Origin of the sequence: Shewanella sp. SR1 (genome assembly GCF_020447145.1) — a bacterium.
Classification (GTDB): domain Bacteria; phylum Pseudomonadota; class Gammaproteobacteria; order Enterobacterales; family Shewanellaceae; genus Shewanella; species Shewanella baltica.
Genome location: NZ_JAJAEF010000002.1, coordinates 152018 through 166825, shown reverse-complemented (window position 1 = coordinate 166825; position 14808 = coordinate 152018). Strand labels below are relative to the sequence as shown.

Below are 14808 nucleotides of genomic sequence, written 5' to 3'. Positions count from 1 at the left end.
ATATTGTGATTTAACGCCTATTGACACAATTTATCTGCATATCGCCCCATAAAGCCAGAACAAAGGTTTAAGTTTTCAACCTGAGCCCCTATAATGGCAAACACTATCCACGGATGAACCTATTGGTTCTGCAATCAAGAGATTAGCAATGACAGATGGAAATCAAGCGCTAAAAAAAGCGGGTTTGAAAATTACCCTGCCACGAGTCAAGATCCTAGAACTGATGCAAGGGCCTGAAAACCAACATATCAGCGCAGAAGATTTGTACAAGAAGCTGCTCGATTTGGGTGAAGAAATTGGTCTAGCCACCGTCTACCGTGTGTTAAACCAATTTGATGATGCAGGTATTGTCAGTCGTCACCATTTTGAAAGCGGTAAAGCCGTTTTCGAACTCTCGACTCAGCATCATCATGATCACTTAGTTTGCCTATCATGTGGCAAAGTAATTGAATTTTCTGATGATATGATTGAACGTCGTCAAGATGAAATAGCCATGAAACACAATATTAAGCTGACAAATCACAGCCTATATTTGTATGGCACTTGCACCAATGATACCTGTGAGCATAACGACGCTTAGTCGACTTCAGCTTTCATCAGCTTGACACAAAAAACCAGCCAGAGGCTGGTTTTTTATTGGACGATGTGAACAGGCAAGCCGCTATAACACCTTGGCGTAGATATTCACTTTATGCCCCATAAACTCATTTTGCTCACGCCAGTGCATGCCGACGCGCTTAGCCACGCCTTCGGAGCCGAGATTCCCTTCTAAGATAAGTGCAATCGTCTGCTCAATCCCAAAGCGCTTAAATTCGGCTAATGCAGCGGATGCAGCCTCTGTACCAATCCCAGTACCCCAATACTCAGGGAAATAACGATAACCTAACTCGACTTCATTAAATTCTGGGATAAATTTCGGACCACAAAATCCGATCACACGCTTGTCGGCTTTGTGTTCTACCGCCCAACGGCCAAAACCATGTTGCTGATAATCGCCTTGGATCACCTTATGAAATAACTCAACCGCCTGCTCGCGAGACGTAAAAGCGGCAGAGGGAATGTATTTCAGCATCGCCGGATTACTGTTCATCAAATACAGGGCTTCACAATCTTGCTCGGTAAATGGCCGAATAATTAACCGTTCAGTTTGGGTTATCATCTTTACTCCTTCAAAAATGGATCGCTTGACGCATCACTCAATCGTTAGCATGGTGATCACTGGCGTAAGGTCAACGACACTACGCCAGTGTATATCCAATATATAAATCTTAACGGTGAAAATCACCGCTGCGCTCAGGCTGATACAATATTTCTTCAATACGCACTTTTACCATGGAACCACCAGGGCCTGGCCATTCAATCTCATCGCCTTGTGACAGCCCTAATAATGCGCTCCCCACTGGCGCCAAAATAGAAATCGTGCCCGCGCCGTTTACGTCTTTTGGATACACTAACCGTAAACAGAAAGTCTCATTACTGGATGAAACGCTAAATTTCACTTCCGAATTCATGGTCACCACATTCGCTGGCATCTGCGACGCAGGCACGATATCGGCTCTGTCTAATTCAGCCTCCAATGCCGCTTTGCCCGGAAACGCATTTGCCGGCAGTGACTCTAATAATCGCTCTAGTCTTTCTAAGTCGATTTCCGAAATAATGATTTTAGGTGTTTTCACAGTCTTTCCCTCGTAAAGAAACGTGATGTTCAAGCCGTTACTGTGGCTAACATCGACTCAGTGGCTTACCCTCCCCCAATGCGGTAAGCCCCATAATACAAATACGCTCACAGCGAAAGGCTGCAACCGTGTGATATAAATTTGAATTCAAGATATTTTGCAGAAACAGCACTGAAGCCATAAGCACTTGGCTCATGGTTAATGGCTCTACTCACGCTATGCTCGCCCATGGCGCAGGCGACTGCCGAGCAGAGAAGCATCAATCTAACCCGTAGAAGAAAAAATATCTAGTCTTCATGGTGTTAGCTCAATCCCATTCCTATCATTTACTGTGTTTTGCAACTTATACCTATCACAATCCGATTAGTATTTTACAGCCAATAAAAAAGGCGCCTTAGGCGCCTTTTATCATCGTAAGGTTAGCTTACCAACCTGTACGAATACGCAGCGCTTTGCCGATATCAGCTAGCGAGCGGACAGTCGTCACGCCAGCTGCTTCTAATGCAGCAAATTTGTCTTCTGCAGTACCTTTACCGCCAGCGATAATCGCGCCAGCGTGGCCCATACGCTTACCAGCAGGTGCAGTTACACCAGCAATGTAAGACACAACAGGCTTAGTCACGTGTGCTTTGATGTAAGCAGCCGCATCTTCTTCAGCGTTACCACCGATTTCACCGATCATCACGATCGCTTCAGTCTGTGGATCGTTTTGGAACATTTCCAATACGTCGATGAAGTTAGTACCTGGAATTGGGTCACCACCGATACCTACGCAAGTAGATTGGCCGAAACCTTCATCAGTCGTTTGCTTAACCGCTTCATAGGTCAGAGTACCTGAACGAGAAACGATACCCACTTTGCCTTTTAAGTGGATGTGACCTGGCATGATGCCGATCTTACATTCACCTGGGGTGATAACACCTGGGCAGTTAGGGCCGATCATGCGAACGCCAGTTTCTTCAAGCTTCACTTTAACTTGCAGCATGTCCAGTGTAGGAATGCCTTCAGTGATACAAACGATAAGCTCAATGCCACCGTCGATAGCTTCAAGAATGGCATCTTTACAGAAAGGAGCCGGTACATAGATCACAGAAGCAGTCGCGCCAGTCGCAGCAACAGCGTCTTTCACAGTGTTAAACACTGGCAGACCTAAGTGAGTTTGACCGCCTTTACCAGGAGACACACCGCCCACCATTTGCGTACCGTAATCGATAGCTTGTTGTGAGTGGAATGTACCTTGACCGCCAGTGAAACCTTGGCAAATTACCTTGGTATCTTTATTGATTAAGACAGACATTATTTGCCCTCCGCAGCTTTAACAACTTGCTCAGCCGCGTCAGTCAGACTGGTAGCTGCAATGATATCAAGACCTGATTTAGCTAATACTTCACGGCCAAGTTCAGCGTTAGTACCTTCTAAACGAACCACAACAGGTACTTTAACGCCCACTTCTTTAACTGCGCCGATAATACCTTCTGCGATCATGTCACAACGTACGATACCGCCGAAAATGTTAACCAGAACCGCTTTCACATTGCTGTCAGACAGAATGATTTTGAATGCTTCAGCTACACGTTCTTTCGTCGCGCCGCCGCCTACGTCTAAGAAGTTCGCTGGCTTGCCACCGTGCAAGTTAACGATATCCATAGTACCCATCGCAAGACCAGCACCGTTCACCATACAGCCAACGTTACCGTCTAATGCAACGTAGTTCAGCTCGAACTTAGCAGCGTGAGCTTCGCGGGCATCATCCTGTGATGGATCGTGCATGCCTTTGATTTTTGGTTGACGATAAAGTGCATTACCGTCGATACCGATTTTACCGTCTAGGCAGTGTAGGTTGCCTTCAGTGGTAATAACCAGTGGGTTGATTTCAAGCAATGCGAAATCATGATCAACGAACATAGTCGCCAGACCCATGAAAATCTTAGTGAACTGCTTCATTTGAGTTGGGTTTAAACCTAACTTGAAGCCAAGATCACGTGCTTGATAACCTTGTGGACCAGTCAAAGGATCGATGATTGCAGTGTGGATGAGTTCTGGCGTTTCTTCTGCCACTTTCTCAATTTCAACACCACCTTCAGTCGACGCCATGAACACGACGCGACGAGTCGCGCGGTCAACAACGGCACCTAGGTACAGTTCGTTAGCGATGTCGGTGCAGCTTTCTACTAAAATTTTAGCAACTGGCTGACCTTTCTCATCAGTTTGATAAGTCACCAGATTTTTGCCTAACCAGTGTTCGGCAAAGGCTCTGATTTCTTCTTTATCGCCAGTGACTTTAACGCCACCCGCTTTACCGCGGCCGCCTGCGTGTACTTGACACTTAACAACCCATAAATTTCCGCCAATATGGCCTGCCGCTTCTACAGCTTCTTGGGCTGTATCACATGCAAAACCTTCTGACACTGGTAAACCATATTCGGCAAATAAGGATTTTGCCTGATACTCATGCAAATTCATGATGATCTATCCGTATACTTCTAATCAAATCCAACTGGCCCGTTTGGGCCAGTCACGAGGGTATGTCTGGCTATTTCTTTAAGCGCAAACTCTTAGCGAGTTGGCTTACAGATCAAGCAGCAGACGAGTTGGGTCTTCTAGGAAGTCTTTAATCGCCACCAAGAAACCAACAGACTCACGGCCATCAACAATACGATGGTCATATGAGAGTGCCAGGTACATCATGGGCAGGATTTCAACCTGACCATTGACTGCCATTGGGCGATCTTTAATGGCATGCATGCCTAAAATCGCGCTTTGTGGCAGGTTAAGAATTGGTGTAGACATCAGTGAACCGAAAACGCCACCGTTAGTCACAGTGAAGTTACCGCCAGTCATGTCAGCCACAGTCAGCTTACCGTCACGACCTTTAAGGGCTAAGTCACGGACAGCTTTTTCGATTTCAGCTAAGTTCATGGTATCAGTGTCACGTAACACTGGTGTTACCAGACCACGTGGCGTTGATACTGCGATGCTGATGTCGAAGTAGTTGTGATAAACGATATCATCGCCATCAATAGACGCGTTGACTTCTGGGAAACGTTTCAGCGCTTCAGTCACAGCTTTGATGTAGAAAGACATAAAGCCTAAACGGATACCGTGGCGCTTTTCAAAGATATCTTGGTATTGCTTACGGATATCCATGATTGGCTTCATGTTCACTTCGTTAAACGTCGTGAGCATAGCGGTAGAGTTTTTCGCTTCTAACAAGCGGTTAGCGATTGTCTTACGCAGACGTGTCATTGGCACGCGCTTCTCGCTACGGCCAGCCGCTAACGGAGCCACAGCAGGTGCTGCTGGCGCCGCTGCTTTAGGGGCAGACTTAACAAAGGCTTCAACGTCTTCTTTAGTAATACGACCACCCACACCTGTGCCTTTTACTTTGCTGGCATCAACATTGTGCTCAGCCAGTAAACGGCGTACAGATGGGCTTAACGCATCACTGCTTTCATCGCTGGTTTCAGCTGCAGGCGTTGCCGCTTCAGCTTGCGCTTTAGTGACTTCTTTGCCAGATACAGCACCGGCGAAGAATTTAGCGATCACTTGTTCACCCAGAACAGTGGCGCCTTCTTCAAACAAAAACTCGCCAATGTGGCCATCTTCTGGCGCAACCACTTCAAGAACCACTTTATCGGTTTCAATATCAACCAGGTTTTGATCACGAGAAACTTGCTCGCCCACTTTCACATGCCAAGTGGCAATCGTGGCATCGGCAACAGATTCTGGTAGTACGGGTACCTTGATTTCGATACTCATGAAAAACTATCCTTTTATAAAATGTCTATTACTACAGTGTGATTGTAAGTTTCAGGGCACTGTTCACTAAAGATTCTTGCTGATGTGCGTGCAACTCAGGGTAACCACATGCTGGCGCAGCTGACGCTTCACGACCGGCATAAGTTAACTGTGCACCTGCAGGAACCGCGGCCCAGAAATGGTGTTGACTAGAGTACCAAGCACCTTGGTTCTGTGGCTCTTCCTGACACCAAACAAAATCTTTAACATGTTGGTAATCAGCCAAAGCAACGATCATTTCATCATGTGGGAACGGATATAACTGTTCGACACGGATTAACGCTACGTTAGTGATATTTTCTCTACGACGTTTTTCCAGTAGCTCGAAGTACACTTTGCCACTACAGAAGACAACGCGGTCAACCTTGCTCGCTTCCAACGTATCGATTTCACCGATCACGTTTTGGAAACTACCACTGGCTAAATCGTCCAAGCTTGAAACCGCTAATGGATGACGTAACAATGATTTAGGCGACATAACGATGAGTGGTCGACGCATAGGACGCACCACTTGACGGCGCAACATATGGTAAACCTGTGCCGGCGTAGAAGGCACACACACTTGCATGTTGTGGTTAGCACACATTTGCAAGAAACGCTCTAAACGGGCGCTTGAATGCTCAGGGCCTTGACCTTCATAGCCATGGGGTAACAGCATAGTCAGACCACATAAACGGCCCCACTTCTGCTCACCCGATGACAAGAACTGGTCTATAACCACTTGGGCACAGTTAGCAAAGTCACCAAACTGCGCTTCCCAAATGGTCAGGCCGCCGGGTTCTGCTGTCGCATAACCATACTCAAATGCCAGCACTGAGGCTTCAGATAATACTGAGTCAGTAATATCAACTGGGCCTTGCTCATCGGCGATGTTGCGCAGTGGCATGTAAGTCGTGCCATCGTTTTGATTGTGCAATACCGCATGACGATGGAAGAAAGTACCACGGCCAGAATCTTGACCCGTAATACGTACACGCTTGTTGTCTTCCAGAATCGAGGCATAAGCCAAGGTTTCTGCAAAGCCCCAATCGAGTGGCTTCTCACCTTTCGCCATTGCTAAACGGTCGCTATAAATCTTAGCAACGCGTGATTGCAATGGATGGCTTTCAGGCACATAACTCATTTTGTCAGCAAGACTTTGTAAACGCTCAGCCGACATAGAGGCTTGATACGCTTCGTCCCACTCACGACCGATATACGGTGTCCAGTCAACAGAATGCAGCGTCATTGGGCGCCATTCTTTCACCACACAATCACCTTGATCTAATGCATCACGGTAATTATTGATAAGACCAGTCACATCATCAGCAGCCATCACGTTTTCAGCGATTAGCTTATCTGCATAAATCTTACGTGGCGTTGGGTGTTTCTTGATCTTGGCATACATCAGCGGCTGAGTTGCACTTGGCTCATCGGCTTCGTTATGGCCATGACGGCGATAACAGACTAATTCAACCACCACATCACGTTTGAACTCGTTACGATAATCAACGGCTAACTGCGACACAAAAGCAACGGCTTCTGGATCATCAGAGTTAACGTGGAAAATCGGTGCCTGAACCATCTTAGCGATGTCAGTACAGTATTCAGTCGAGCGAGTGTCCGCATGGTTAGACGTCGTGAAACCCACTTGGTTGTTCACTACGATGCGAATGCTGCCGCCGACGGTAAAACCACGAGTTTGAGACATGTTGAATGTCTCTTGTACTATCCCTTGACCCGCAATTGCAGAGTCACCGTGAATAGTAATAGGCATGACTTGTAAGCCATCCTTACAACCGCGACGGTCTTGACGGGCACGTACAGAACCAATGACCACAGGGTTAACGATTTCAAGGTGCGATGGGTTAAAGGCCAGTGCTAAATGCACATTGCCGCCCGGCGTTTCGAAATCAGAAGAGAAACCTTGGTGGTACTTAACGTCACCGGAACCGTGGGTATCAGCATGCTTACCCGCGAACTCGTCAAACAGTTCAGCAGGACGCTTACCTAATACGTTCACTAACACGTTCAGACGACCACGGTGAGCCATACCGACGACGATTTCTTTAGTACCCGCTTCACCTGCACGATAAATAATTTCGCGCATCATAGGCACTAACGCATCACCGCCTTCTAACGAGAAACGTTTCGCACCAGGGAATTTAGCACCTAAGTATTTTTCAATGCCTTCTGCGGCGTTTAAGCCTTCAAGAATGCGTGTCTTAACACTTTTATCGTAGTTAGCTTTACCTAAGGAAGGTTCGAGACGTTGTTGGATCCAGCGTTTCTCATCGGTATCGGTAATGTGCATATATTCAGCACCGATAGAACCACAGTAGGTGGCTTTCAGCGCTTTTACCAAATCCGCGAGCTTCATGGTTTCGCCACCATGAGCAAAAGAACCTGTATTAAACTCACGGTCCATGTCTTCTTTAGTCAGGCCGTGGAAGGCAGGATCTAAATCAGCAACGGGTTCGCGTTTCCACAGCTCAAGCGGGTCAAGGTTAGCACCTTGGTGACCACGGAAACGATGGGCGTTAATTAACTGCAGGACTTTAACTTGCTTAGCATCCATTTCAGGATCCGTCACACGAGCAGAGCTCTTATGGCGTCCTTCTAACGCTAAACTGCGAAAATAATCACGTACTTTTGAGTGAGCAGCTTCAGGCGCATCAACAGAGGCACCGTTCACAGGAGGGAGATTATCAAATACCGCACGCCAATCATCAGCGACTGACTGTGGGTCTTCTTGATAGGCTTCATACATCTCTTCTACGTAGGTCGAATTTGCACCACTTAAGTGAGATGATTCGAGCCAGGCTTTCATGATGCCTTGGTGCATTTCTATTCCTTTCAAACTTTATACACGTGCTTAGCCATAGTATTAAATATGCAGTCTGTAGAGATTACCTTCGACGCATAATTTCTGCCGCCCCTAGATGTCCAGATATACGGCGCGTTGTCTTCCATTACATACGCAAAAGAGTCACCTTCTGCTACCAGAAAGTGACTCTTCAAGAGCTATATTATTATTGGTTTCAGCTCGGGTTCTCGCATTACACTGCTCGCTTCAACAGCATGGACTTAATATGACCAATTGCTTTAGTCGGATTAAGACCTTTTGGACAAACGTCAACGCAGTTCATGATGCCGTGGCAACGGAACACGCTATAGGCGTCGTCCAGCTCAGATAAACGTTCTTCTGTTGCTGTATCGCGACTGTCGATCAAGAAACGATATGCGTGAAGCAGACCGCTTGGACCGATAAACTTATCAGGATTCCACCAGAATGATGGGCAAGCCGTAGAACAACAGGCACACATGATACATTCGTACAGACCATCTAAATGAGCACGCTCTTCAGGTGATTGTAAGTGTTCACGGGCTGGTGCTTTCTCATCATTGATGAGGTAAGGCTTGATCTTCTCATACTGCTTATAGAACTGAGTTAAATCAACGACTAAGTCACGAACAACTGGCATACCTGGTAATGGACGTATTTCTAATTTCTTGCCTTTAAAGGTTGAAATTGGGGTAATACACGCCAGACCATTTTTACCATTCATGTTCACGCCGTCAGAACCGCACACACCTTCACGGCATGAGCGACGGAATGACAGAGTCGGATCTTGCTCTTTTAACTTGATCAGTGCATCGAGCGCCATCATGTCAGAGCCTTCAGCCACTTCTAAGGTGTAATCCTGCATATACGGTTTAGTATCTACGTCAGGATTGTAGCGATAAACTGCAAATGTCAATTTCATCTTTGCAACTCCTAGTAGGTACGTTTCTTCGGCGGGAATGCTTCACGTAACTTAGGTGCCATGTTAACTGCACGACGATCCATCGTTTCAGTGATTGGGTCAAATAAGCTGTGGCATAACCAGTTCTCATCATCACGCTCTAAATAATCTTCACGTGAGTGAGCACCGCGGCTTTCAGTACGGAAGTTAGCCGCATAAGCCGTTGCAATCGCCGTTGCCATTAAGTTATCTAACTCTAAGCATTCAATACGTTGAGTGTTGAATTCACGAGAGTTATCAGACAATTTAGCATTTGCAAGACGTTCGCGGATGACTTTCAATTGCTCTAAACCTTCAGCCATAGCATCGCCACGACGGAATACAGAGAAGTTTAATTGCATACACAGCTGCAGATCCTTACGGATTTGCGCTGGATCTTCGCCATCTTTGTTGCTTTCCCAACGATTCAGACGCGCCAGAGATGCTTGAATATCCGCATCGCTTGCGTCTTTTGGATCGTCTGTCTCATCCAAAGCTTTACCTAAATGCTGACCCGCTGCGCGGCCAAAGACCACTAAGTCGAGCAATGAGTTACCACCTAAGCGGTTTGCACCGTGAACAGATACACAGGCAATCTCACCCACAGCAAACAGACCGATAACATCATGTTCAGTGCCGTCTTCATTCTTACGAATAACTTGACCACTGACCTTAGTTGGCAGACCGCCCATCATGTAGTGACAGGTTGGTAATACTGGGATTGGACCATCGGCCGGATCGATATGGGCAAAGGTACGAGACAATTCACACACGCCTGGTAAACGTGCTTCTAATGTTTCTTTACCTAAGTGATCAAGCTTGAGTAAACAGTGTGGACCTAATGGACCGTCTAAACCACGACCTTCGCGGATTTCAGTCATCATAGAACGTGCTACCACGTCGCGTGATGCCAAATCTTTCGCGTTAGGGGCATAACGCTCCATGAAGCGCTCGCCGTCTTTGTTCAGCAGATAACCGCCTTCACCACGACAACCTTCAGTCACAAGTACACCCGCGCCGGCGATGCCAGTTGGGTGGAATTGCCACATTTCCATGTCTTGCATTTGCACGCCAGCACGCATTGCCATACCGACGCCGTCACCGGTGTTGATATGCGCGTTAGTGGTCGAAGCGTAAATACGCCCTGCACCACCTGTCGCTAGAATCGTTGCCTTGGCTTTGAAATAAACGATATCGCCTGTTTCAATTTCAATCGCAGTACAACCCACAACGGCGCCATCATCGTTTTTAACGAGATCTAATGCATACCATTCTGAGAAGACTTGCGTCTTATGCTTAACGTTTTGTTGGTATAAACAGTGCAACAAAGCATGACCAGTACGGTCGGCAGCTGCCGCAGTACGTGCAGCCTGCTCGCCACCAAAGTTCTTAGATTGACCACCAAACGGACGTTGGTAAATCGTGCCATTTTCGAAACGAGAGAAAGGCAAACCCATTTGCTCAAGTTCAATAACGGCTTCAGGACCGGTTTTACACATGAATTCAATCGCTTCTTGGTCACCGATAAAATCGGAACCCTTCACGGTATCGTACATATGCTGTTCCCAATGATCTTCATGGGCGTTACCTAACGCAACAGTGATACCACCCTGCGCAGATACGGTATGAGAACGAGTTGGGAATACTTTTGATAAAAGCGCACAGCTTTTACCTTCTTTGGAAATCTGCAGCGCTGCACGCATACCAGCGCCACCGGCACCGATCACTACAGCATCAAATTCGCGTACTGGAATACTCACTTAGACACCCCACACAATAACAATGCCGGCCGCTAAATAACAAAATACGGTAACGACAAAGGTGAACTGTAAAACACCACGTAACGACGTGCACTTGACGTAATCTGTCAGCACTTGCCATACACCAATCCAAGCGTGTACTAATAATGCTACCAGCGCCAGAAGTGTAAACACTTTCATCGGCAGAGCGCTAAAAAGGCTATGCCACACGTCGTAGGTGAGAGGGGAACTACATGCAATAAAGCCAACCAAGAAAATGGTGTAACAGGCGAGGATCACTGCACTAGCGCGTAGTAGAATATAGTCATGAACACCACTGCGTCCAAAACTTGCTGCATTGGTTACCATACCCAAATCCCCGCTATGATTGAAAAGGCTACCGTTAAGGCAAATACAGCTTTCGCTGATGCGGCACCCGATGACAATTCTTCCCAACGACCGGTATCCATTACTAAGTGGCGCAGGCCACCGAACAAGTGATACGCCAGTGCAGTCATAATGCCCCACATGATGAACTTCATAACGAAGTTATCGAATAGAGATTGTACGCCAGCGAAACTTTCAGCTGATGCTAAAGATGAATTTAGCAACCAAATGAGAATGCCAACTGCGAACAGCATGATGACACCGGAAACACGGTGAAGAATTGACACAATCGCTGTTGCAGGAAAGCGAATGGTCTGCAGATCTAAATGGACAGGTCTTTGCTTTTTCACGTTCTGCTCACTCAGCTCCATTGAGCATTTTTTTTGTTATGTGAACCGCTTTTGTACAAACTTTAAACTGGGATGTGAATCACGGCAAAAGTAAACACAAAAGCAAAGTTTAAACAAACAGTTAACTATCTGAGCACGCACTCATTTAACATGTAAACAAAGGGTGCTTTATAATCGTTGTTTGCGGCCCTTATTGGGCGAGGCAAGTATACTCGCGGCAAATGTCAAATACAAACATCACAGAATGCAAATTATGTTTTTTTGACGATTTTTTACTGTAAGTGCCAGTTCCGCATGGGAAAGTAAAGGCATTTATACCATGGTCTAACAAATTAAAACGCTTATTTAAATTGAAATGTGATCTAGAATGGCTGTAAAGTAATGGCGGTTTGACATGCCGCACTCACAGATAAGAACTAAGTAAGGAGAACGGGGTATGGCTGATTTAAAAGCCAAATTAGAATTACCAGGGAACGACTCGATAGAATTGCCAGTAAAGCAGGGAACCGCTGGTTTTGACGTAATCGACATCAGTAAACTTGGCAGCAAAGGTTACTTCACTTTTGATCCAGGTTTTCTAGCGACTGCCTCCTGTGAATCTGCAATTACCTATATTGATGGTGATCTGGGTATATTGTTACACCGTGGCTATCCAATCGATCAACTCGCCGTTGACTCCGATTACCTAGACCTGTGTTATCTGCTGCTTTACGGTGAACTGCCGACAAAAGCGCAATATACTGAGTTTGTACATACAGTTAAAACCCACACTATGGTTCACGAGCAGCTAGCCTTCTTCTTTAGAGGTTTCCGTCGTGATGCTCATCCTATGGCCATGTTATGTGGTGTGACGGGTGCATTATCTGCATTTTACCAAGACTCTCTGGATGTTAACGATCCACGTCACCGCGAAATCGCCGCTTATCGCTTAGTCTCAAAAATGCCTACGATAGCAGCCATGTGCTACAAGTATTCTTCAGGCCAGCCATTCGTGTACCCACGTAATGACTTAAGCTATGCGGGCAACTTCTTAAGCATGATGTTTGCTGTGCCATGTGAAGAATACATAGTTAACCCTATCGTTGAACGTGCAATGGACAGGATCTTCATTTTACATGCCGATCATGAACAAAATGCATCGACTTCAACCGTACGTTTAGCCGGTTCTTCAGGTGCTAACCCATTTGCGTGTATCGCAGCGGGTATCGCGTCTCTTTGGGGCCCTGCACACGGCGGCGCTAACGAAGCCTGTTTGCAAATGTTAGAAGAAATCGGTTCAGTTGACCGCATTCCTGAATTCATTGAACGTGCTAAAGACAAGAACGATCCATTCCGTCTGATGGGCTTTGGACACCGTGTTTACAAAAACTTTGACCCACGTGCCAAAGTTATGCGTGAAACCTGTCACGAAGTGCTGAAAGAACTGAAAGTTAACGATCCACTATTGGATGTGGCGATGGAGCTTGAGCGCATTGCGCTTGAAGACGAATACTTCATTTCTAAGAAGCTGTATCCAAACGTCGACTTCTACTCTGGCATCATCATGAAAGCCATTGGTATTCCAACCAGTATGTTCACTGTGCTGTTCGCACTGGCACGTACTGTAGGCTGGATTGCACACTGGAAAGAAATGTTAGATCAACCAGGCCACAAAATCAGCCGTCCACGTCAGTTATACACTGGCGAAACTGCGCGTGATTTCGTCGCACAAGACAAACGCTAAGTCCCACGACTTACGCATTAAAAAGCGCCTGAGGGCGCTTTTTTCATATCAAAAAATCCCCTTTGACACTCCCCTTGTTAGACAAAATACATTGTTGCAATTGCCTACTTGCGTAACCGCTGTTAACCGCCTTTAGTTATTCTCATCACTTTTTAAACTTTTTAGCTACATTTAGTGGGATTCGCACATTAGCCTTAACTTAAATATAGCTTAACTATATGAAATTAAGCTATATTTAATGTTGGCACGGTTTCTGCTATCAAATGGCATCACAATAAAGACAACAGGTAACACACTTATGGAAAAGTCAAACATTGCTAAATTCGCCCTCCCCCTGCTAATGATTTCAATGCTAGCAGCCTGTGGTAAGGAAGAAGTGGCTAAAAAAGAAGAAAAATATGCCATTCCCGTCGAAACCACCACAGTGATGCAAGGAAACGTTTCATCTTTCTACAGCACAACAGCCACCTTAGAAGCGCCTCAAGAAGCCAATGTCGTCAGCCGCATCTCTGGACTGATTGAATCATTGGCCGTTGAAGAAGGTGACCGCGTGCAGAAGGGGCAAGTGCTCGCCGTTATCGATGCCAAAAGACAGCAATACGATTTAGACCGCTCAGAAGCCGAAGTTAAAATCATTGAGCAGGAATTGAATCGTCTGAAGAAAATGGGCAACAAAGAATTTATCAGCGCAGATTCGATGGCAAAACTTGAATATAACTTGCAAGCCGCCATCGCTAAGAAAGATCTTGCCGAGCTACAAGTTAGAGAAAGCCGCGTACTGTCCCCTATAAGCGGCGTCGTCGCTAAGCGTTATGTGAAAGCAGGCAACATGGCGAAGGAATTTGGCGACTTGTTTTATATCGTTAATCAAGATGAACTCCACGGTATAGTCCATCTGCCAGAGCAACAACTTGCCAGCTTAAGACTCGGCCAAGAAGCACAAGTATTCAGCAATCAACAAAGTAAAAATGCTATCCATGCCAAAGTGCTGCGGATAAGCCCGATTGTTGACCCACAAAGTGGCACGTTTAAAGTGACATTAGCCGTACCGAATCAAGAGGCGCGCCTAAAAGCAGGGATGTTTACCCGTGTTGAGCTTAAGTATGACACCCATGAAAACGTGATTACCGTTCCCTACAGCGCTCTGATTAACCAAGATAACAGGCAAGCTCTGTATGTTATCGATGGCACTAATGCTAACCGCCGTGAAGTCGAAATTGGCTACCGTGAAGGTGACTCTGTAGAAGTGATTGCAGGCATTAACCCAGGTGAACAAGTCGTGACCCGTGGCCAGCAAAACTTGAAAGACCAATCCTTAGTCGAAGTGATCACCCCACTCGATCTTGCTTCTGCTAAGAACTGATAGGAGCC

At 46.3% G+C, this 14808-nt stretch carries 13 protein-coding genes; 3 read left to right on the top strand and 10 right to left on the bottom strand.

Features of this window, described 5'->3' with window-relative positions:
* Window positions 1-148: 148 nt before the first annotated feature.
* Window positions 149-580, top strand: a complete 432-nt coding sequence (gene fur / locus KV201_RS02650; RefSeq protein ID WP_006081972.1) for a ferric iron uptake transcriptional regulator — start codon at window positions 149-151, stop codon at window positions 578-580.
* Window positions 581-661: 81 nt separating this feature from the next.
* On the opposite strand, the gene KV201_RS02645 is transcribed toward fur, so the two are convergent.
* The 10 genes from KV201_RS02645 to sdhC form a co-directional block, all read right to left on the bottom strand.
* Entirely contained in the window at window positions 662-1159 is a 498-nt protein-coding gene (locus KV201_RS02645) for a GNAT family N-acetyltransferase (RefSeq protein WP_012587458.1), read from the bottom strand.
* 109 nt (window positions 1160-1268) lie between these two features.
* A complete protein-coding gene (rnk, locus tag KV201_RS02640; RefSeq protein WP_006081974.1) occupies window positions 1269-1676 on the bottom strand; it encodes a nucleoside diphosphate kinase regulator in 408 nt (135 codons plus the stop codon).
* A 424-nt stretch (window positions 1677-2100) separates the two neighbouring features.
* Window positions 2101-2973, bottom strand: a complete 873-nt coding sequence (gene sucD, locus KV201_RS02635; protein ID WP_006081975.1) for a succinate--CoA ligase subunit alpha — start codon at window positions 2971-2973, stop codon at window positions 2101-2103.
* The gene (gene sucC, locus KV201_RS02630; protein ID WP_006081976.1) at window positions 2973-4139 is read right to left on the bottom strand and encodes an ADP-forming succinate--CoA ligase subunit beta; all 1167 of its coding nucleotides are present in this window, start codon (window positions 4137-4139) and stop codon (window positions 2973-2975) included. The genes sucD and sucC overlap by 1 nt, the downstream gene beginning before the upstream one ends.
* 105 nt (window positions 4140-4244) lie before the next feature.
* Window positions 4245-5435: a 2-oxoglutarate dehydrogenase complex dihydrolipoyllysine-residue succinyltransferase gene (gene odhB, locus KV201_RS02625; protein ID WP_226058428.1), complete on the bottom strand. Its 1191-nt coding sequence runs from the start codon at window positions 5433-5435 to the stop codon at window positions 4245-4247.
* Between the two features lie 31 nt (window positions 5436-5466).
* A complete protein-coding gene (locus KV201_RS02620) occupies window positions 5467-8298 on the bottom strand; it encodes a 2-oxoglutarate dehydrogenase E1 component (RefSeq protein ID WP_006081978.1) in 2832 nt (943 codons plus the stop codon).
* A 214-nt stretch (window positions 8299-8512) separates the two neighbouring features.
* Complete coding sequence (locus KV201_RS02615) at window positions 8513-9220, bottom strand: succinate dehydrogenase iron-sulfur subunit (RefSeq protein ID WP_226058427.1); 708 nt, start codon at window positions 9218-9220, stop codon at window positions 8513-8515.
* A gap of 11 nt (window positions 9221-9231) precedes the next feature.
* On the bottom strand, window positions 9232-10998 hold the full coding sequence (gene sdhA / locus KV201_RS02610) for a succinate dehydrogenase flavoprotein subunit (protein WP_006081980.1): 1767 nt from the start codon (window positions 10996-10998) through the stop codon (window positions 9232-9234).
* The gene (gene sdhD / locus KV201_RS02605) at window positions 10999-11346 is read right to left on the bottom strand and encodes a succinate dehydrogenase, hydrophobic membrane anchor protein (RefSeq protein WP_006081981.1); all 348 of its coding nucleotides are present in this window, start codon (window positions 11344-11346) and stop codon (window positions 10999-11001) included.
* Window positions 11340-11735: a succinate dehydrogenase cytochrome b556 subunit gene (sdhC, locus tag KV201_RS02600; protein ID WP_006081982.1), complete on the bottom strand. Its 396-nt coding sequence runs from the start codon at window positions 11733-11735 to the stop codon at window positions 11340-11342. Before sdhC ends, sdhD begins: the two co-directional genes overlap by 7 nt.
* A 415-nt stretch (window positions 11736-12150) precedes the next feature.
* Between sdhC and KV201_RS02595 the strand changes: the two genes are divergently transcribed.
* Together KV201_RS02595 and KV201_RS02590 are read left to right on the top strand one after the other, a co-directional pair.
* Complete coding sequence (locus KV201_RS02595; protein ID WP_071939348.1) at window positions 12151-13437, top strand: citrate synthase; 1287 nt, start codon at window positions 12151-12153, stop codon at window positions 13435-13437.
* 298 nt (window positions 13438-13735) lie between these two features.
* Complete coding sequence (locus KV201_RS02590) at window positions 13736-14800, top strand: efflux RND transporter periplasmic adaptor subunit (protein WP_006081984.1); 1065 nt, start codon at window positions 13736-13738, stop codon at window positions 14798-14800.
* Window positions 14801-14808: the final 8 nt, after the last annotated feature.